The following is a 17,822-nucleotide window of genomic DNA, read 5'->3' on the forward strand; positions in this document are numbered from 1 at the left end:
CGAACGATGGGAACCGTCCGGCCACACGCGCGGGATGACAACGGTTTCACCCCATCGTTATCATGGGCGGCAGCGGCATGATTTCCCGTATGCGAGACGCACGACCGACGCCCACGTGGACCGAGACTGCCGCGACGACAACCGAGACGCGAGGAGCAGTATGAGCGCGAAACGGAATGATTTCAATCACAGGCCCACTATCTATGATGTGGCCGAGCGCGCCGGAACCTCGTATGCGACGGTCTCCCGCTATCTCAACGGGCGCAGCGGCGTGGCCGCGAGCACGGCAAAACGCATCGAGCAGGCGATCAAGGATGTCGACTACACGCCGAGCGCGGCCGCGCGGTCGCTCGCGCAGCAGCGCACGCATCTCATCGCATTGATCATCCACGCGCGGTCCGAGGACATCATCACCGATCCGAACATCATGCAGATCATCGCCAGCGCGAATGCGCGCGTCACGCGTGAGGGATGGCAGATGGTCACGTTGATGAGCGAGAACGACGGCGAGTCACGCGCCAATATCGAACGGCTGGTGTCCGGCGGATTCGCGGACGGCTACCTGCTGTACACGATGGAGGAGAATGACCCGCTTCTCCCGCTGTTCGAACGCCGCTCGATGCACGCGGTGATCTCCGGCACCGGATACCGTCAACAGCCACCGTTCGTGTCGGTGGATGTCGATAACGTCGCCGCGATGAGCGAGCTCATCCGGTACGTGTTGACGGGGGAGACGCACTCCGCCGGCGGTGACGCGGATGATGCGGACACCACGGACACCACCACTGCCGGCGACGCGACGGCGGCATTGCGCCGCACACGCCCCGCCTACATCTGCGGCCCGTTGAACATGCCGGGCGCGCCGGAGCGTCTCGCCGCGTTCCGAGCCGTCACCGGCGAGCTGCTGCCGGACAGCGCCGACTCCCTGCCCGTCCACTACGCGGCGGATTGGAAGACGACGAGCGCCGCCGCGGCCGTCCGCGCATGGGCGGAGGACGGCACGTTGGCGACGCGTGACGCGATCATCTGCGCGAACGATACGCTCGCTTTGGGTGCGATCGAAGAGCTGCACCGGTTGGGGTACGACGTGCCCGGCGACGTGGCGGTGTCCGGGTTCGACAATAGTTCGGCGGCCACATCGATCACGCCGCGACTGACCACGGTGGATCAGCATATGGAGCGTCGCGGATGGGTGATGGCGGGACTGGTCATCGACCAGATCCGCGACACCGACAAGAACGGTGACGGGAACGGTGACAGGAACGCGAGCGCGGATGACGCGGGCGATGCACCGTCGAAGACCGTGATGCTCGCTACCGATCTGGTAATCCGCGAATCCGCGTGAGCCTCGCGCGTGACAATCACAGACGGTCCACAACCGTCACGGTTCCTTCCACAACCAACACGGTTCCCTCCTTGGTTTGGCTCGTTGTTCCGTGACCAACCAAGGAGGGAACCGTGATAACGAAGGAAGCCGGGCCCCGGAGGAATGGGACCCGGCCTGATGTGAAGGAGCTTCAGGAGAAGTCTGGAGGGGGAGCGGCGCCGAGGCACCGCTCTGGTTGAACTGGATGGGCGTGACCGGCGTCAGCCTTGCTTGACGGTGAAGCCCTGATCGCTGCCGTACTTGGCGAGCGCCTTCTGGAAGGCCGCGAGGCCCTTCTCCAGCGTGGTGGACTTGTCCGTGTATGCCTTGCCGACGTAGTCGCCGTAGATGCTGTTGGCCTGGCCGGCGTAGGGGAGGAACTGGAAGGATTCGGTCACCTGGTCGGCGGCCTCGGCAAGCACCTCGTTGTAGGCCTGGTCGCCGAAGTAGGCGCGCACCTCATCGGAGCCCTTGAGGAAGTCGGCGTCCTTGAGCGTGGCCTTGTCGGCCGGGAAGGCACCGCCGTCGGTGCGGATCTTGATGCCTTCCTTGCTGTGGTTCGCGAAGTCGATGAACTTGAACGCGGCGTCCTGATTCTTGGAGGCGGAGGTCACGGCCAGCGCGGAGCCGCCGTTCTCGCCGTTGGACGGCTTGGAGGCGTCCCAGTTCGGCTGGAGGGCGACGCGCATGTTGCCCTTGGCGGCCGCGGAGTTGGAGACCAGGTTGGCGGGCATCCACGCACCTTCGAAGATGGTGGCGATGGTGCCGTCGCCGATGCCGCGGTTCCACTCGTCGGCCCACGTGGCAACCTTCGTGTTGATGAGGTCCTCGTCGATCATCTTCTGCCAGAAGTCGGCGACTGTCTTCACCTGCGGATCGGACGTGAAGTTGATGGTGACGTTCTCGCCCTTGGACTCGTACGGCTTGGCGCCGGCCTGCCACAGGAACGCGGTCATCACCTTGATGTCGCCTGCGTCGGCGGTGATGTAGTAGTCGTCGCCGAGGGCGCGGATCTTCTTGGCGTCCTGATAGTACTCGTCCCACGTCTTCGGGGCCTCGGTGATGCCGGCCTTGTCGAACGTGGCCTTGTTGTAGAACATGGCCTGCGGACCGGAGTCCATCGGCAGCGCGTACACGCCGTCGTTGAGGCTCACCGAGTTCCATGTGCCCGGCGTGTAGAACTTGTCGTAGCCGGAGGTCTTGTCCTTGATGTTCGCAAGCTGGCTCTGCTCGCCGATCACGAACTGCGGGACGGTCATGTATTCGAGCTGGACGACGTCGGGGATGCCGCTGCCGGCCTGGATCGCGTTGTTGAGCGAGGTGACGGTGGTGTCCGCCTTGCCTGTGTTGTTGAACTTGATCGTGATGTTCGGGTACTTCTTCTCGAACGCCTTGATGACCGGCTTGAGCGTGGGCTCCCACGCCCACAGGTTGAGCGTGACGTCGCCGTTCGCGTCGCCCGCGGCACCTTGGCTCGACGATCCGCCACATGCGGCCACGGATACGAGCATCGCGGCGGCTCCGACCACCGCCACGGTCTTCTTCAGTGAGAACTTCATGGTTTCCGTCCCTTCCTTGGGTGCTGCCGCACGTCGCTCCATCATCGGCGTGTGACCGGTTACGCTTCGATAGTATACACTGGTGTGTGACCGGTCACAACCTGTGTGTCGTTTCACCGGCGAGACGAACGACGGCCACGAAGGACGGAAGACCTATGACGACGAAGCAGCCACCTACGATGTCCACTATGACAACCGCACCGAAGAAACCCACCATCCGCGACGTGGCACGCCTCGCCGGCGTCTCCTACGGCACGGTCTCGCGCTATCTCAACGGCAACGAGCATGTCTCCCAGGACGCCGCCGAACGCATCGCCGCGGCCATCGAGCAGTCGCACTACACCCCGAACAAGGCCGCCCGCTCGCTCGCGCGACAGCGCACGCAGACCGTGGCGCTCATCATCCAGGTCGAGTCGAACGAGACGATGGTGCAGGCCAGCGTCTCCGAGGCGATGGTCGGCGCCAACCAGGTGCTCGGCGACGCCGGATACCAGATGGTCACCATCATCGCCAATTCCGACGAGTCGACGAGACGCATCACCCAGCTCGTCAACAGCGATTTCGCCGACGGCTACCTGCTGTTCTCGTTGAGCGAGGACGACAGTCTCGCCAACGCGTTCCTGGACGTCCGACGCCCGGTCGTGCGCTCCGAGGCGAGCGACCGCGGCGACCTGCCATACCCGGCCATCGACTTCGCCAACAGGGACGGCCAGCGCGCGATCACACGGTACCTGCTCGACAACGGCAGAACGCGTCTCGCCTACGTGTGCGGACCTGGATACTCGCCTACGTCCGGCAACCGTCTGGACGGCTTCCGGGATGCGGTGGGCGACGCCTACGACGAACGCCGCGTCTACTACGCGGATGATTGGGAGATCACCAGCGGCGAGATGGCGGCTGTGGCGTTCCAACCGCAACTCGACCGGATCGACGGCATCGTATGCGCCAACGACAGCATCGCCATCGGCGTGATCAACCAGCTCGCCCGGTTCGGGTACACGACTCCCGACGACATCGCCGTCACCGGATTCGACGATTCGCCGCTCGCCCTGCTCGTCAACCCGAAACTCACCACGGTCCGGCAGGATTCGCAGCTGCACGGCCGCGCGATGGCCGAGGCGTTGCTGCACATGCTGCACGGCGCCGCCATCGAGCCTCACCACGTGGAACTCCTCCCCACGTCCATCGTCAAACGTCAGTCCGCCTGACCCCGCCGCCAAACAGCTCCGGATACGACGAAGGCCCGCCGAAGCGGGCCTTGCACGATGCGCTCGATGGCGATCAGTCGTCGCCGAGCGTCACATGAACGCCGCCGACGAGCGAGCTGACGACGTTGTAGATCGCGGCGACCACCACGGCGAGGATCGTGAGCAGCACGATCTCGACGATGGAGAAGATCGTCACGGCGGACAGCACGGTGGGCAGGGAGAACACCTGCGCCAGGTTGAAGCCGTCCGCGTTGAGGCCGGTGGAGGCGACGATCTGCGTGATCTGGTCGAACACGCCGACCGCGTTGAGCAGCAGCCAGACAAGGGCCGCGGCGACGATCTGGATGAGCGCTCCGGCGATGGACATCATGAACGACACCTTCGCCACACTCCACACGTTGAGACGCGTGAGAGACAGGTTCATACGACGGGCGCGCGGCGTGCCGCGGCGCACGGCCGGACGGACCTTGATGCCGCCGGACGCCTTCGCCTTGGATTCGGCGTGCTCGCGGGCCTGGGATTCGTCGATCAGCGGCTTGTTGGACACGGAACGGGCCACACGCGGCGCATGCCCGTCCGCCGGGGCGACGGCGGGGGCTTCGGCCGGGGCGGCCTCGCCTTCGGGCCGCTCAGGCAGCTTCACTTCCGGCACGGGCTCCTCGTGCAGCTCTTCTTGGTTGTCGCTCATGTTGCTCCTTCACGATTCGCTGAATCTCTAGAGAGACTAGCAATCTTCGCAGACGATTACGCCTGCTCCGGTTCGTTGTTCACAGTCTCCGCGCCGGTCTCAGCCACGGCGGGGGCTTCGGCGACGGCACCCGTCGCCTCCGTAACGGTCTCCGGCTGCTCCTCGTCATCCGTCTCCTCGTTGCGCGCGATGGAGATGATCTCGTCGCCCTTGTCGGGCTTGGCGAGCGTGACGCCCTGCGTGTTGCGGCCGGTGCGCTTGACCTCGGCCACGGCGGAGCGGATCACCTTGCCGGACTTCATGATGGCGAGCACCTGGTCGTCCTCGGAGACGACGACCGCACCGACCAGCGAGCCGCGGCCCTCGGCCAGCTGGACGGCCTTGATGCCGAGGCCGTTGCGGCCCTGGAGACGGTACTCGGAGATCGCGGAACGCTTGGCGAAGCCCTCGTTCGTGACGACGAGCAGGTCCTTGTCGGTCTCGGACGGCACCACGTCCATGGCGAGCAGCTCGTCGCCGTCGCGGAACTTCATGCCCTGCACACCGGCGGTCTGGCGGCCCATCGGACGCAGCTGGGCGTCGTCGGCGGCGAACTTGAGGCTCATGCCGAGCTTGGAGACGAGGATGATGTCGTCCTCGGCGTTGCACAGCGCGGCGCCGATCAGCTCGTCGGCCGCCTCGCCGTTCTCGTCGGCCATGAGGCGCACGGCGATGAGTCCGCCCTGACGCGGCGAATCGTATTCGGACAGCGCGGTCTTCTTCACCTTGCCGGAACGCGTCGCGAGCACCAGGTACTTGGCGACCTCGTAGTTCGGGATGGACAGCACGGCCTGGATGGTCTCGTCCGGTCCGAACTGCAGCAGGTTCGCCACGTGCTGGCCCTTCGAGTCGCGCGAGCCCTCGGGCAGCTCGTACGCCTTGAGGCGGTACACACGGCCCTTGTTCGTGAAGAACAGCAGCCAGTTGTGCGTCGAGGTGAGGAAGAAGTGGTCCACCACGTCGTCCTCGCGCAGCTTGGCGCCCTTGATGCCCTTGCCGCCGCGGTGCTGCGCGCGGTATTCGTCGGCCTTGGTGCGCTTGACGAAGCCGGAGTGCGTGACGGTGACGACCACGTTCTCCTCGGGGATCAGATCCTCCTCGGTCATGTCGCCGGAGAACGGCAGGATGCGCGTGCGGCGGTCGTCGCCGTACTTGGCGACGATCTCGTCGAGCTCGTCGCCGACGATCTTGCGCTGGCGTTCCGGCTTGGCGAGGATGTCCGCATAGTCGGCGATCTTCCTCATGAGCTCGTTGTGCTCGTCGAGGATCTTCTGCCGTTCGAGGGCGGCGAGACGGCGCAGCTGCATCGCGAGGATCGCGTCGGCCTGCACCTGGTCCACGTCGAGCAGCTCCATCAGGCCGGTGCGCGCGGCGTCGGCGTCGGGGGAGCGGCGGATCAGGGCCACGACCTCGTCGATCATGTCGAGGGCCTTCAGGTAGCCCTGCAGGATGTGGTCGCGCTCCTCGGCCTCGCGCTTCAAGTACGCGGTGCGGCGGGCGATCACGTCGAGCTGGTGGGCGACCCAGTGACGCACGAACGCGTCGAGGGAGAGGGTGCGCGGCACGCCGTCGACGAGCGCGAGCATGTTCGCGCCGAACGTCTGCTGCAGCTGGGAGTGCTTGTACAGGTTGTTGAGGACGACCTTCGGCACGGCGTCGCGCTTGAGCACGAGCACGAGGCGCTGGCCGGTGCGGCCGGACGTCTCGTCGCGCATGTCGGCGATGCCCTGGATCTTGCCGTCGCGCACGGCCTCGCGGATGGAGACGACGAGACGGTCCGGGTTCACCTGGTACGGCAGCTCGGTGACGACCAGGCACATGCGGCCCTTGATCTCCTCGGTGTTCACGACGGCGCGCATCGTGATCAGGCCGCGGCCGGTGCGGTACGCCTGCTCGATGCCCTTGTGGCCGAGGATCGTGGCACCGGTGGGGAAGTCGGGGCCCTTGATGCGGGCGATGAGCGCGTCGAGCAGCTCCTCGCGGCTCGCGTCCGGATGGTCGAGCGCCCAGTGCACGCCGTCCGCCACCTCGCGCATGTTGTGCGGCGGGATGTTCGTCGCCATGCCGACGGCGATGCCGGACGAGCCGTTGCACAGCAGGTTCGGGAAGCGCGCGGGCAGCACGGTCGGCTCCTGCGTCTTGCCGTCGTAGTTGGGCACGAAGTCGACGGTCTCCTTGTCGATGTCGCGCACCATCTCCATCGAGAGCGGGGCCATGCGGCACTCGGTGTAACGCATGGCGGCGGCCGGGTCGTCGCCGGGGGAGCCGAAGTTGCCCTGGCCGTCGACGAGCATGTAGCGCATCGACCACGACTGGGCCATACGCACGAGGGTGTCGTAGATCGCGGAGTCGCCGTGCGGGTGGTACTTGCCCATCACGTCGCCGACGACGCGGGAGCACTTGTTGTAGCCGCGGTCGGGGCGGTAGCCGCCGTCGTACATCGCGTAGATCACGCGGCGGTGCACGGGCTTCAGGCCGTCGCGCACGTCCGGCAGGGCGCGGTCCACGATGACGCTCATCGCGTATGCGAGGTAGGACTCGCGCATCTCGACCTGCAGGTCCTTGCGCTGGATGCGTTCGCCGGTCATCAGGCCGTAGTCGGTGTTGTCGGCCTCCTGCGGGCTCAACGGCTCCATCGAGCCGTCGCCGGTCGGCTGGCCGTCGATCTGACCGTCGGCCTGGCCGTCAAGCTGGCCGTCGCCGTTGTTGTTCTCATCTGCCACTTGTCGTTCCTTCTATCGTTCAAGTTCGTTATGCCGCCCCCGCCGGCGGGGGCTCCCGTGAAGCGGGTGGAGTGGTCGCCCGGCGGCTTCCGGGAAACCGCCGGGCGACCACCCTTACGCGTCGATCCAGGCGGCGTTGCGGGCGTTGCGCTGGATGAAGAGGCGGCGGGGTTCGACCTCGTCGCCCATGAGCATCGAGAACGTCTCGTCGGCCGCGGCGGCGTCCTCGATCTGCACCTGCTTGAGCACGCGGTGCTCCGGGTCCATGGTCGTCTCCCACAGCTCCTGGTAGCTCATCTCGCCCAGACCCTTGTAGCGCTGGATGCCTTCGCCCTTCGGCAGCTGGCGTCCCTTCGCCTTGCCTTCGGCGAGCACGCGGTCGCGCTCGGAGTCGGTGTACACGAAGTCGTGCGGGCCCTTGGTCCACTTGAGGCGGTACAGCGGCGGCATGGCCACGTACACGTATCCGGCGGTGATCATCGGGCGCATGTAGCGGAAGAACAGGGTGAGGTTCAGCGTGGCGATGTGCGCGCCGTCCACATCGGCATCGGCCATGATGATGACCTTGTGGTAGCGCACCTTCGACAGGTCGAAGTCCTCGCCGTAGCCGCCGCCGACCGCGGTGATCAGCGATTCGATGGTGTCGGACTTCATCATGCGGTCGAGGCTGGCGCGCTCGGTGTTGAGGATCTTGCCTCGCAGCGGCAGGATGGCCTGCGTGATCGGGTTGCGCCCCTGAATCGCGGAGCCGCCTGCGGAGTCGCCCTCCACGATGAACAGCTCGCACTCCTCCGGGTTCGAGGACTGGCAGTCCTTGAGCTTGTCCGGCATGCCGGCCGACTCGAAGATCGACTTGCGGCGCGTGTTCTCGCGCGCCTTCTTCGCGGCCAGACGTGCGCGGGACGCCTCGATGGCCTTCTGGATGATGTTCTTCGCCTCGCCCGGATGCGCGTCGAACCAGTCGCCGAGCTTGTCGGTCATGACGCGCTGCACGAAGGTCTTCGCCTCGGAGTTGCCGAGCTTGGTCTTCGTCTGGCCTTCGAACTGCGGGGTGGTGAGCTTGACGGACACCACGGCCGTCAGGCCTTCGCGCACGTCGTCGCCGGACAGGTTCTCGTCCTTGTCCTTGAGGTTGTTCTTCTCGCGCGCGTAGCGGTTGACGAGCGAGGTGAGCGCCGCGCGGAAGCCCTCCTCGTGCGTGCCGCCCTCGGTGGTGGAGATCGTGTTGGCGAACGTGTGCACGGCCTCGGAGTAGGCGGTGGTCCACTGCATCGCGATCTCGGCGGAGATGCCGAGCTTGAGGTCCTCGGCGTCGAAGTTGATGACCTCGTCCTCGACGGGCGTCGCCTTGCGGGACTTGACGAGGTAGTCGACGTAGTCCTTGATGCCGTTCGCGTACTGGTAGGTGACGCTCTGGTGCAGCTCCTCGGCCACGTTGTCGCCGTCGCCGGCCACCTCGTCGCCCGCCTGGTCGACCTGACGCAGGTCGGTCAGCGAGATCTTGAGGCCCTTGTTGAGGAACGCCATCTGCTGGAAGCGGGAGCGCAGCGTCTCGAAGTCGTAGACGGTGGTCTCGAAGATCGCCGGGTCCGCCCAGAACGTGACGGACGTGCCGGTGGACTCGCCCTCGGCCATCGGCTCGCCCTTGGCGAGGCGGTCGGTCGGGTGCTGGTTGATGTACGTCTGCGTCCAGTGGAAGCCCTGACGGCGCACCTCGACGTCCACGCGCGTGGAGAGCGCGTTGACGACGGAGATGCCGACGCCGTGCAGGCCGCCGGAGACCGCGTAGCCGCCGCCGCCGAACTTGCCGCCGGCGTGCAGCTTGGTCATGACGGTCTCGACGCCGGAGACGCCCTCGCCGGGCACGATGTCGACCGGGATGCCGCGGCCGTCATCGACGACGCGGATGCCGTTGTCCGGCAGGATCGACACCTCGATGTGGCTCGCGTAGCCGGCGAGCGCCTCGTCGACGGAGTTGTCGACGATCTCGTACACGAGGTGGTGCAGGCCGCGCGGACCGGTCGAGCCGATGTACATGCCCGGGCGGATGCGCACCGCCTCCAGGCCTTCGAGCACCTTCAGGTCGGAGGCGTCGTAATGCTCGGGGGTCATCGACTCGTCGAGCTCGCCTTCCTGCAGTTCGGTGGTGTTGATGTGTTCGTCCGCGGCCTTGAGCTGTTCTTCCTTGCTCTCGGCATTGTCCAACGAATCCGCCACAGGGCTTCCTTCCTACATGTTCCCTGCATGTTCTTCACGCGAAGGGTTGTTTCGCGGGCCTATGCCCCAAAATCGCCCGTTACGGGGTCATGGAGCGTTTCGGCCATACTGCGGGTAATTCTACTCGTTTTTGCCGACGAACGCCATAGCACCCCGTAGAAACGCGTTTAGGGGCATATCGGAGACGAAGTCCCTTCCTGTCCGGTCTCTCCCCCACCCGCTTCGCGGGAGCCCCCCCTCGTCAGAGGGGGCCGAGATTTGCCTACCGCCGCCGCGCCCACTTGCGCGTGTATCCGGCGGCCGGGCCGACCACGCGGATCCGTTCGACCGTCAATCCCTCCAGATTGCGCCGGATCGTGCTTTCCAGCTGCGGGATCAGGTAGGTGAGCTGCGTCGCCCACACCTGCGATTCGGTGCCGATCGTGAGCACCCCGTCGCGCAGGGCGATCACGTGCGAGTGCTGCGCGATGGCGGGTCCGACGACGCGGTCCCAGTGGTTGTTGAGTTCGGAGAGCTTCAAATGCGGAATCCAGTCGCCGTTGCGCGCGATCAGGTTCGCGACGCCGCCGAGCCGCGCCGGGTCGCGCCCGGGCTTGCCGAAGCTCTCCCACGCGGCCTCGGCGCGTGCGGCGCGCGCCTTGCGCGACGATTCGCGCGCCGCGTAGCGCTCGAACACCTGCGCCGGCAGTTCGCGCGGGTCGAGTTTCAGCGTCACGGCGATCGGCGGCTTCATCGCGTCGCCGCCGCTTCCGGCGCGGCGGCATCCACGCCGTCGCCGGCCTCCGACGCGCGCCGCAGCTCGTCCACGTCGATGACGTTCACCGTGCGTCCGGCCACGCTCGGCGGCATCGCGGGGATGTCGCCGGCCGCGGCGACGGTGATGAGCACCTGGTCCTGATGCATCGCGAAATCGAGGATCTGTTCGCGCCGCGACTCGTCGAGCTGCGCGAACACATCATCGAGGATGACGACGGGCCTGACGCCGCGATCCTCGGCGACCGCCTCGAACAACGCCATCTTGAGCGCCAACGCCATCGTCCACATCTCGCCGTTCGACGCGAACTCGCGCGCCGGGACGCCGTCGAGCGTGACGGCGAGGTCGTCGCGCTGCGGCCCGATGAGGTTCACGCCGCGCGCCACCTCGCCCGCGTACAGGCGCTGGAAGTGGGCGGCGATGGCGGGACGCGGGTCGAACGCGGCGTCGCCGTCGGGGCCGGCCGGAACGGCCGTCGCCTCGGCGAACGACGGCGCGTAGGCGAGACCCGCCTCGCCGTTGCCGGACGCGAGCCGCGCGTAGATCGCGGCGAACGGGCCGGCGAGACGGTCGACGATGTGCGCACGCACGCGCGTGAGCTCGAGTCCCGCGTCGATGAACTGGCCGGTCCAGATCTCCAGGCCGCTCAGGGCCGCGTCGAACGCGCCCTCGCGGCTCTGGAGTTGCTTGAGGAGCGTCGCGCGCTGCCGGGCGATGCGCGTGAAGCGCTGCTGGCGTTCCGCGTACCGCGGGACGAGCAGCGCGCCCGCCTGGTCGAGGAAGTTGCGGCGCGTGGCCGGGTCGCCGGCGACGAGACGCTGGTCGTCCGGCGTGAACGCGACGGACGGCACCTCGCCGACGATGTCGCGCAGGTAGCGGGAGGGACCGGCGTCGACGCGTGCGCGGTTCGCGCCGCGCGCCGCGATCGTCGCCTCGTAGGTGACGGTGCGCGCGGGCGTCGCGGCGGCGGTGCCGGCGTCGGCCGCAGCCGCGCCGTCCGCCGCGCGCCCGTCGCCGTCCGCCGCGCGCCCGTCGCCGTCCGTCACGTTCGCGCGGATCGTGGCCTTCGTCGCGCCGCGCTCGACGAGCGGCAGCGACGACGACGTGCGGTGACTGGTTCCGGTGGACAGCACCTCGACCGCCTCGACGATGTTCGTCTTGCCCAGACCGTTCGCGCCGTGGAGCACGTTGACGCCGGGCGCGAAGTCGACCACCAGCTGCCCCCAGGAGCGGTAGTGGTCGAGCGCGAGGCGGGAGACGTACATGGGTTTGCGGCCTTTCGGTGTGGGGTGATCGACGGGGATTCGGCTGGAATCGCGGGTGATTAATGGGCGATTGGCGGGGACGGGGGAGTGGGGCGAAGTGGGGCACGTGCCGGGATGTTCGGTTTTGTGCGGTTCGCGGGGACTTGTGCGGATTGGGAAGGCCGGAGCGTGGAGCCCCGGCCGTGGTATCGATGATGATATTCGTTACGGCGGACGGATTTGCGATATCGCTAACGCTACCGCAAGCGCCGCCGTTCCGAATCAGCTGTTGAAGCGCATCGGGACGAGCAGGTAGCGGTAGTCCATCGACTCGTCGGAGTCGGCCTCCTGCTGGCCGTTGAACTCGACCGGCTTGACCGCGGTCGTCATCTTCATGCGGATGAACGGTTCGGTGATCGCGCTCAGACCCTCGATCAGGTAGGACGGGTTGAACGCGACGGTGATATCGTCGCCGTCCATGTCGATGTCGAGCACCTCGGTGGCCTGTGCCTCGTCGATCGCGCCGGCGGACAGTGTGACCTCCTGGCCGGAGAACACCATGCGGATCGGGGCGTTGCGTTCGGCGACCAGCGCGACTCGCTTGATCGCGGCGATCAGCGACTGGCGATCGACCACCGCTTGGATCGGGTAGTCGTCGGCGAACAGTCGGTCGACCGCCGGGAACTCGCCGTCGATGAGCTGCGAGGTGGAGGTGCGGCCGGCGTTCTCGAAACCGAGCAGCGAGGGGGAGTCCACGTCGAAATCGACGACGACGTTCTGGTGCTCGTCGAGCGAACGGGCGATGTCGCGCAGCAGCGAACCGCGCACCAGCGTCGTCGTGTTCACGTCCATGTCGTTCGGAGTCCAGGTGAAGCTGGCACGCGACAGGCGGAAGCGGTCGGTCGAGGTCATGATCACCTTGTCGCCGTCGAACTGCATGCGCACACCGGTCAGGACCGGACGGTTCTCCTCGCGGGAGACCGCGACGCACGCCTGGGCGACCGCCTGCACGAAGGTCGGGGCGTCGACCTGGCCGAGTTTGCCCGGAATTCCGGGCAGATCCGGGTATTCGGCCTCGGGCATGAGCTGCAGCGTGAAGGTCGACTTGCCGGAGGTAATCGTCATCGTCGAGCCGTCGGTGGCGAGGTAGGTCTTCTCGCCGGGCAGCGACTTGGTGATGTCGGCGAGCAGTTTGCCGAGCACGAGCACCGAACCGGCCTCGTCGACGCCGGCCTCGATGTGGTGACGGGCGGAGATCTCGTAGTTGAACGCCGACAGCTGCAGCGTTCCGTCGACCGCTTCGAGCTTGATGCCGGCGAGGATCGGGTTCGACGGGCGGGCGTCGATGACCCTGGTGGTCCACGCGACGGCGTCCGCCAACGCGGAGGAGTTGATTTCGACCTTCATGGTGCCTGCTTTCGTTTCGTTTTCGTCGTTTTCGTTCGCCACACGCGATTCTCCCGGACGGCTCCTTGCGCGAATCCCGCACGATGCGTTGTGGCGAACGATTTTCGGCTTTTTCCTGAGCTGGGATTCATTCTAGGCGATTGCGCCCCGCGCTTCGCTTCGCTCGCGCGGAAGGTGACGTTCCCACTATGGTGAGTCAAGAGAACACGTAAGTAGTAGTCGTAATAAGGCTTGTGGATAGTGTGGAAAACCCTCGCTGAGGGCTTGTGGCGTCTCGTTTCGGCGGCAGTGGAAAAATGTGGATAACCCATCGAGATATTGTGGATAAATCGGCGAGTTATCCACAGGCTTCGGGTCTCTTTTCGGTTTTCCACATTCGATGCGGGTTCATCCACTGGTTATCCACATGAAAACGGGCGGTCATCCACCGGTTTTCCACTGAGGTTACCCACATTTGTGAATAAGTATGTGGATAACTTTACCCCACTTTTTCTCGTTCCACGGAGTGTCGCGGGGTGATTTCGGCCGGGAGAATCGATTCTGGCGAACGTTTTCAGGGTGATTTTCGGACGGGTTTCGGAAGAGCGCGGATTCGTTCGCCACACGCGATCGACACGGCCAAGGTCGACGATGACCTTCGATTCGCTGCGTGACTACCCCTCAGTCATGCTGCGCATGACAGCTCCCCTGACAAGGGGAGCCTATTCAGTTGTGGCCCCCTCTGACGAGGGGGCTGTCGGCGTAGCCGACTGGGGGAGAGACCCCATGTACCCTCTACTTCTGCTTGAAGTCGGTGTTTCCCTGTTTCAGCCTGACGGTCAGTTCCATCACGTAGTTGTAGATCTCCTGACGGTCCTGCATGCCGTTGGAAATGCGGTCGCAGGCATGCATCACCGTCGTGTGGTCCTTACCGCCGAACACCTTGCCGATGTCGACGAGGCTCAGACTGGTCATCTCGCGCGTGAGGTACATGGCCACCTGCCGCGCGATCGCGATGTTCTTCATGCGCGACTTGCCGACGATGTCGTCGAACGACAGATGGAAGTACTTCGCCACCTGGCTGATGATGTCGGTGGGCTTCACCTCCACGTCGGTGGTGAAGAAATCCTGCAGCGTCTGCTCGGCCATCGTGCGCGTGACCGGCTGGTTGCTCAAGCTGGCGACGGCGGTGACGCGGGTCAGCGCGCCCTCCAGCTCGCGGATGTTCTCCGTGAAGCGTTCGGCGATGAGGTCGAGCACATCGTTGGGGATGTTGCTGTGGTTCATCGAGGCCATCATGCGCAGGATCGCGATGCGGGTCTCGAGGTCCGGCGGCTTCACGTCGACGGTCAGACCCGAATCGAAGCGCGAGATCAGTCGCGCCTCGAAGCCCTTGAGGTTCTTCGGCGCGACGTCGGAGGCGATGACGATGCGCTTGTTCGCCTGATGCAGCGCGTTGAACGTATGGAAGAACTGCTCCAGGGTGGCTTCCTTGCCGCCCAGGAACTGGATGTCGTCGATGAGCAGGACGTCGACCTCGCGGTAGCGCCGGTTGAATTCGGCAATCTGGCCCTGGTTCTGGGTCGTGTTCTGCAGCGCCTCGATGAACTCGTTCGTGAACTCCTCGGAATTCACGTACCGCACCTTGAGGCTCGGGTCCTTGACGAGCGCGTAGTTGCCGATCGCGTTGAGCAGGTGGGTCTTGCCCAGACCGGAACCGCCGTAGATACACAGCGGGTTGAAGTCGCGGCCCGATCCCTCGGCCACGGCGAGGGCGACAGTGCGGGCGAAACGGTTGGAATCGCCGGGGACGAACGTGTCGAACGTCGCGTTCTTGTTGAGGTGGGTCTCCGGATCGCGGGCCACCTTGTTGCGGCTCATCGGGTATCCGGCGGCGGTCGCCATGTCGACCGGGGTCGGAATCGTGGCCGGCATCGAGGTCGGCACGTTCGGCACCGGACCGCGCGAACCGAACGGCTCCTTGCCGAGATCGGCGATGGACGGCGGGTTCTCGGCGTCCATCGCGCCTCCCCGCTTCGATGCGGAGGCGCGGCGCGACGGCGTGACGGTCTCCGTCTTCGGCGTGGACGGTCGTCGCGGCGCGATCTTGAACGCCGGCGTCATGTCCTGACCGGTGACCATGTTCATCGCTTCGAGCAGCGGGCGGCGCAGTTCGTTCTCCAGCGCTTGGCGGGTTCCGGCGTTCTCGACGCACAGCACGATGGTCGTGCCGAACACGCCCTCCGGGTACACGCCTTCCAGCCATCCCTTGTCGCGCGGGGAAAGCGAGGAATTGTGCTTGAGCAGCGTCAGCGTGTCGGACCAGATATGGTTGGCCTCGGTCACCGGGTCGCGGGGTTCATCGGCCATGCCGGTCCTCCTTCCACTGCTCGAACGAATAAAGTGCGCACACCATTGTTACTCATAGCTTGGAAGTTATCCACAGGCTTGCGTGTTGCAATCATTGGATTGTGAATAACATTCCTGTAATTTGTGGATAACTCGCGGCTTCGGAACGGCGTCATATGGCGCTTTCGGCGTGTCGCGGCGTGTCGTGTCGGAACGGTGAATTGTGAATGAAATGCACCTGTGTTGACGTTGGGGGAGGGGTGAGGGTAGTTTGGTATAGCTTGACTCACGTGGGAGCCGCGCGTCAGCGTGGCCGAAAGACTTAGGAGCACAACTATGAAGAGGACCTTCCAGCCCAACAACCGCCGTCGTCACATGAAGCACGGCTTCCGTCAGCGCATGCGCACCCGTTCCGGCCGCGCCCTGATCAACCGTCGTCGCGCCAAGGGCCGCAAGACCCTGGCCGCCTGATTCAGACGGTCGGCGTCTTAGACTTTTCAAGACGGTCGTGGAACGGCTGAAAAGCCACAGCGAATTCGTCGCCGTGCTGAAACGCCGTCACAAGGTTTCGCGCAACGACATCGTCGTGCACTATCTGGTGCGCGACGATTCGCATACGCGTACCCTGGTGGCGCCCGAAGCGCGGCGCATGGGTCTCGCCGTATCAAAAGCGGTCGGGAACGCCGTCACGCGCAATACGGTCAAACGTCGTTTCCGCGTGCTCGCGCGCGCGTATGAGGACCGGCTGCCCGAGGGGTGCGACATCGTGATGCGCGCCAAGCCGAGCGCGGCTTCGGCTCCGTTCGAGTCCTTGGACGGGCAGGTGGCCTCGGCGTTCGCGAAGATCGCCGAACGGATCGATCGGGATATCCGGGAACGGTGACGCGATGAACGGCATGGCCGCCATGATGATCCGCGGGGTGCGCTGGTATCAGCGCACGTTCTCCGCGCATCGTGCGGTGCCGTGTTGTCGGTACTATCCGAGCTGCTCGAACTATGCCATCCAAGCGGTGGCGCGGTTCGGCGCCCTGCGTGGGGGAACGCTCGCCGTGCTGCGCCTGCTGCGGTGTCGGCCGTGGAGTCGCGGCGGCATCGACGACGTGCCCCGACGTTTCTCGTTGTTCTATCGTTTCCGATGGTCGAAGGCTCACGAGGAACCTCGATTGACGCCGTTGCCGACTGACGAATGGGGGAATCCCTTACCATGAACCAAAATCAATTCCTGCTGGACAGCGGCTTCTGGGGTTGGCTGTACAAGATCCTGACCCCGGTCGAGTGGCTGATGACGCAGATCATGAAGGTCGTCCATGACTTCTTCGTCATGCTCGGCATGAACCCGGTCGGCGTCTCATGGGTGCTGTCCATCATCGTGCTCGTGCTCGTCGTGCACGCGTGCATCCTCCCGATCTTCTACAAGCAGATGCTGTCGATGCGCAAGATGCAGGCGCTGCAGCCGAAGATGCAGAAGATCCAGAACAAGTACAAGGGCAAGACGGACCAGGCCAGCAAAGAGGCCCTGAGCCGCGAGATGATGAAGCTCTATCAGGACAACGACGCGAACCCGGCCGGTTCGTGCCTGCCGATGCTCATCCAGGGCCCCGTCTTCATGTGCATGTTCTACGTGCTGTCCGCCATCCCGTACATCGCGCGCGGCAAGCGTGCGGCGCTCGGCGCCTTCGACGTGGAGACCGCGAAGCAGTTCTCCGAATCCAAGGTGCTCGGCCTGGTGAACACCACCAGCACGTTCGGCAACGGCGACATGACGGCCAAGGCGATCATCGTGGTGTTCGTGGCGCTCATGTGCGGCTGCATGTTCTTCATGCAGTGGATCAACATGAACAAGAACATGAACCCGGCCACCATGCAGGGCCAGGCGGCCACGATGCAGAAGACCATGCTGTGGATCTTCCCGGTCATGTACATCTTCTCCGGCATCACGATGCCGTTCGCCGTGTTGGTCTACTGGCTGACGAACAACGTGTGCAACCTGCTGCGTACCTTCTGGCAGATGTACGCCTTCCCGACTCCCGGATCGCCCGCGGCCGACGCCAAGGAAGTCCGCGATCACGAGAAGGAGAACGCCCGCCGCGCCAAGGCCGGCCAGCTGTCCCTCGAGGATGAGGCGCTGGAGAAGGCCAAGGTCGAGGCGCAGCAGAAGGAATCGCGCGGCTATCAGCGCCAGCAGCCTCAGCGCAAGAACAAGAACAAAAAGAAATGACGAGTAAGTAAGGCCCGGTGTTTCACGTGAAACCGTGAAGCACCGGGCCGAGCTATCCCGGCTCGCCTACG

Annotated in this window: 14 protein-coding genes; 6 read left to right on the top strand and 8 right to left on the bottom strand. The window is 65.2% G+C overall.

Annotated features, from left to right (window positions below):
* Positions 1-160: 160 nt before the first annotated feature.
* Positions 161-1,345 carry a LacI family DNA-binding transcriptional regulator gene (locus AC1AYN_RS05905; RefSeq protein ID WP_476532543.1) on the top strand — a complete coding sequence of 395 codons (1,185 nt, stop codon included), beginning with the start codon at positions 161-163 and terminating at the stop codon, positions 1,343-1,345.
* Between the two features lie 242 nt (positions 1,346-1,587).
* Here the strand turns inward: AC1AYN_RS05905 and AC1AYN_RS05910 are convergent, their stop codons facing one another.
* Positions 1,588-2,925, bottom strand: a complete 1,338-nt coding sequence (locus tag AC1AYN_RS05910) for an ABC transporter substrate-binding protein (RefSeq protein WP_476532544.1) — start codon at positions 2,923-2,925, stop codon at positions 1,588-1,590.
* A gap of 188 nt (positions 2,926-3,113) precedes the next feature.
* Here AC1AYN_RS05910 and AC1AYN_RS05915 point away from each other — a divergent pair, with 188 nt between their 5' ends.
* Positions 3,114-4,133 carry a LacI family DNA-binding transcriptional regulator gene (locus AC1AYN_RS05915; RefSeq protein WP_238567584.1) on the top strand — a complete coding sequence of 340 codons (1,020 nt, stop codon included), beginning with the start codon at positions 3,114-3,116 and terminating at the stop codon, positions 4,131-4,133.
* 73 nt (positions 4,134-4,206) lie between these two features.
* On the opposite strand, the gene AC1AYN_RS05920 is transcribed toward AC1AYN_RS05915, so the two are convergent.
* The 7 genes from AC1AYN_RS05920 to dnaA form a co-directional block, all read right to left on the bottom strand.
* Positions 4,207-4,821 carry a DUF3566 domain-containing protein gene (locus tag AC1AYN_RS05920; RefSeq protein ID WP_034525637.1) on the bottom strand — a complete coding sequence of 205 codons (615 nt, stop codon included), beginning with the start codon at positions 4,819-4,821 and terminating at the stop codon, positions 4,207-4,209.
* A 56-nt stretch (positions 4,822-4,877) separates the two neighbouring features.
* Entirely contained in the window at positions 4,878-7,583 is a 2,706-nt protein-coding gene (gene gyrA / locus AC1AYN_RS05925) for a DNA gyrase subunit A (RefSeq protein ID WP_476532545.1), read from the bottom strand.
* 114 nt (positions 7,584-7,697) lie between these two features.
* Positions 7,698-9,800: a DNA topoisomerase (ATP-hydrolyzing) subunit B gene (gene gyrB / locus AC1AYN_RS05930; RefSeq protein ID WP_476532546.1), complete on the bottom strand. Its 2,103-nt coding sequence runs from the start codon at positions 9,798-9,800 to the stop codon at positions 7,698-7,700.
* Between the two features lie 262 nt (positions 9,801-10,062).
* Entirely contained in the window at positions 10,063-10,533 is a 471-nt protein-coding gene (locus tag AC1AYN_RS05935) for a DciA family protein (RefSeq protein ID WP_034525641.1), read from the bottom strand.
* The gene (gene recF / locus AC1AYN_RS05940; protein WP_476532547.1) at positions 10,530-11,819 is read right to left on the bottom strand and encodes a DNA replication/repair protein RecF; all 1,290 of its coding nucleotides are present in this window, start codon (positions 11,817-11,819) and stop codon (positions 10,530-10,532) included. Before recF ends, AC1AYN_RS05935 begins: the two co-directional genes overlap by 4 nt.
* Positions 11,820-12,080: 261 nt before the next feature.
* On the bottom strand, positions 12,081-13,205 hold the full coding sequence (gene dnaN / locus AC1AYN_RS05945; protein ID WP_476503279.1) for a DNA polymerase III subunit beta: 1,125 nt from the start codon (positions 13,203-13,205) through the stop codon (positions 12,081-12,083).
* 774 nt (positions 13,206-13,979) lie between these two features.
* Positions 13,980-15,554, bottom strand: a complete 1,575-nt coding sequence (gene dnaA / locus AC1AYN_RS05950; protein ID WP_476532548.1) for a chromosomal replication initiator protein DnaA — start codon at positions 15,552-15,554, stop codon at positions 13,980-13,982.
* 315 nt (positions 15,555-15,869) lie between these two features.
* Here dnaA and rpmH point away from each other — a divergent pair, with 315 nt between their 5' ends.
* From rpmH to yidC, 4 genes are read left to right on the top strand one after another with little or no spacing between them, the layout of a single operon-like run.
* Positions 15,870-16,004, top strand: coding sequence for a 50S ribosomal protein L34 (gene rpmH, locus AC1AYN_RS05955; protein WP_034525651.1), 135 nt, complete (start codon positions 15,870-15,872; stop codon positions 16,002-16,004).
* A gap of 37 nt (positions 16,005-16,041) precedes the next feature.
* Positions 16,042-16,416, top strand: a complete 375-nt coding sequence (gene rnpA / locus AC1AYN_RS05960) for a ribonuclease P protein component (RefSeq protein WP_476503277.1) — start codon at positions 16,042-16,044, stop codon at positions 16,414-16,416.
* 25 nt (positions 16,417-16,441) lie between these two features.
* Positions 16,442-16,741: a membrane protein insertion efficiency factor YidD gene (gene yidD / locus AC1AYN_RS05965; RefSeq protein ID WP_476503289.1), complete on the top strand. Its 300-nt coding sequence runs from the start codon at positions 16,442-16,444 to the stop codon at positions 16,739-16,741.
* Positions 16,738-17,751, top strand: coding sequence for a membrane protein insertase YidC (yidC, locus tag AC1AYN_RS05970; protein WP_476503276.1), 1,014 nt, complete (start codon positions 16,738-16,740; stop codon positions 17,749-17,751). The genes yidD and yidC overlap by 4 nt, the downstream gene beginning before the upstream one ends.
* Positions 17,752-17,822: the final 71 nt, after the last annotated feature.

The sequence above is a fragment of the Bifidobacterium sp. LH_413 genome, from assembly GCF_056357015.1.

What these genes read in the sequence shown, in the direction of transcription:
- recF (WP_476532547.1), bottom strand. Translation starts at nt 11,819, where the DNA reads ATGTACGTCTCCCGCCTCGCGCTCGACCACTACCGCTCCTGGGGGCAG.
- yidC (WP_476503276.1), top strand. Translation starts at nt 16,738, where the DNA reads ATGAACCAAAATCAATTCCTGCTGGACAGCGGCTTCTGGGGTTGGCTG.
- AC1AYN_RS05905 (WP_476532543.1), top strand. Translation starts at nt 161, where the DNA reads ATGAGCGCGAAACGGAATGATTTCAATCACAGGCCCACTATCTATGAT.
- AC1AYN_RS05915 (WP_238567584.1), top strand. Translation starts at nt 3,114, where the DNA reads ATGACAACCGCACCGAAGAAACCCACCATCCGCGACGTGGCACGCCTC.
- AC1AYN_RS05910 (WP_476532544.1), bottom strand. Translation starts at nt 2,925, where the DNA reads ATGAAGTTCTCACTGAAGAAGACCGTGGCGGTGGTCGGAGCCGCCGCG.
- dnaA (WP_476532548.1), bottom strand. Translation starts at nt 15,554, where the DNA reads ATGGCCGATGAACCCCGCGACCCGGTGACCGAGGCCAACCATATCTGG.
- AC1AYN_RS05935 (WP_034525641.1), bottom strand. Translation starts at nt 10,533, where the DNA reads ATGAAGCCGCCGATCGCCGTGACGCTGAAACTCGACCCGCGCGAACTG.
- yidD (WP_476503289.1), top strand. Translation starts at nt 16,442, where the DNA reads ATGATCCGCGGGGTGCGCTGGTATCAGCGCACGTTCTCCGCGCATCGT.
- dnaN (WP_476503279.1), bottom strand. Translation starts at nt 13,205, where the DNA reads ATGAAGGTCGAAATCAACTCCTCCGCGTTGGCGGACGCCGTCGCGTGG.
- rpmH (WP_034525651.1), top strand. Translation starts at nt 15,870, where the DNA reads ATGAAGAGGACCTTCCAGCCCAACAACCGCCGTCGTCACATGAAGCAC.
- AC1AYN_RS05920 (WP_034525637.1), bottom strand. Translation starts at nt 4,821, where the DNA reads ATGAGCGACAACCAAGAAGAGCTGCACGAGGAGCCCGTGCCGGAAGTG.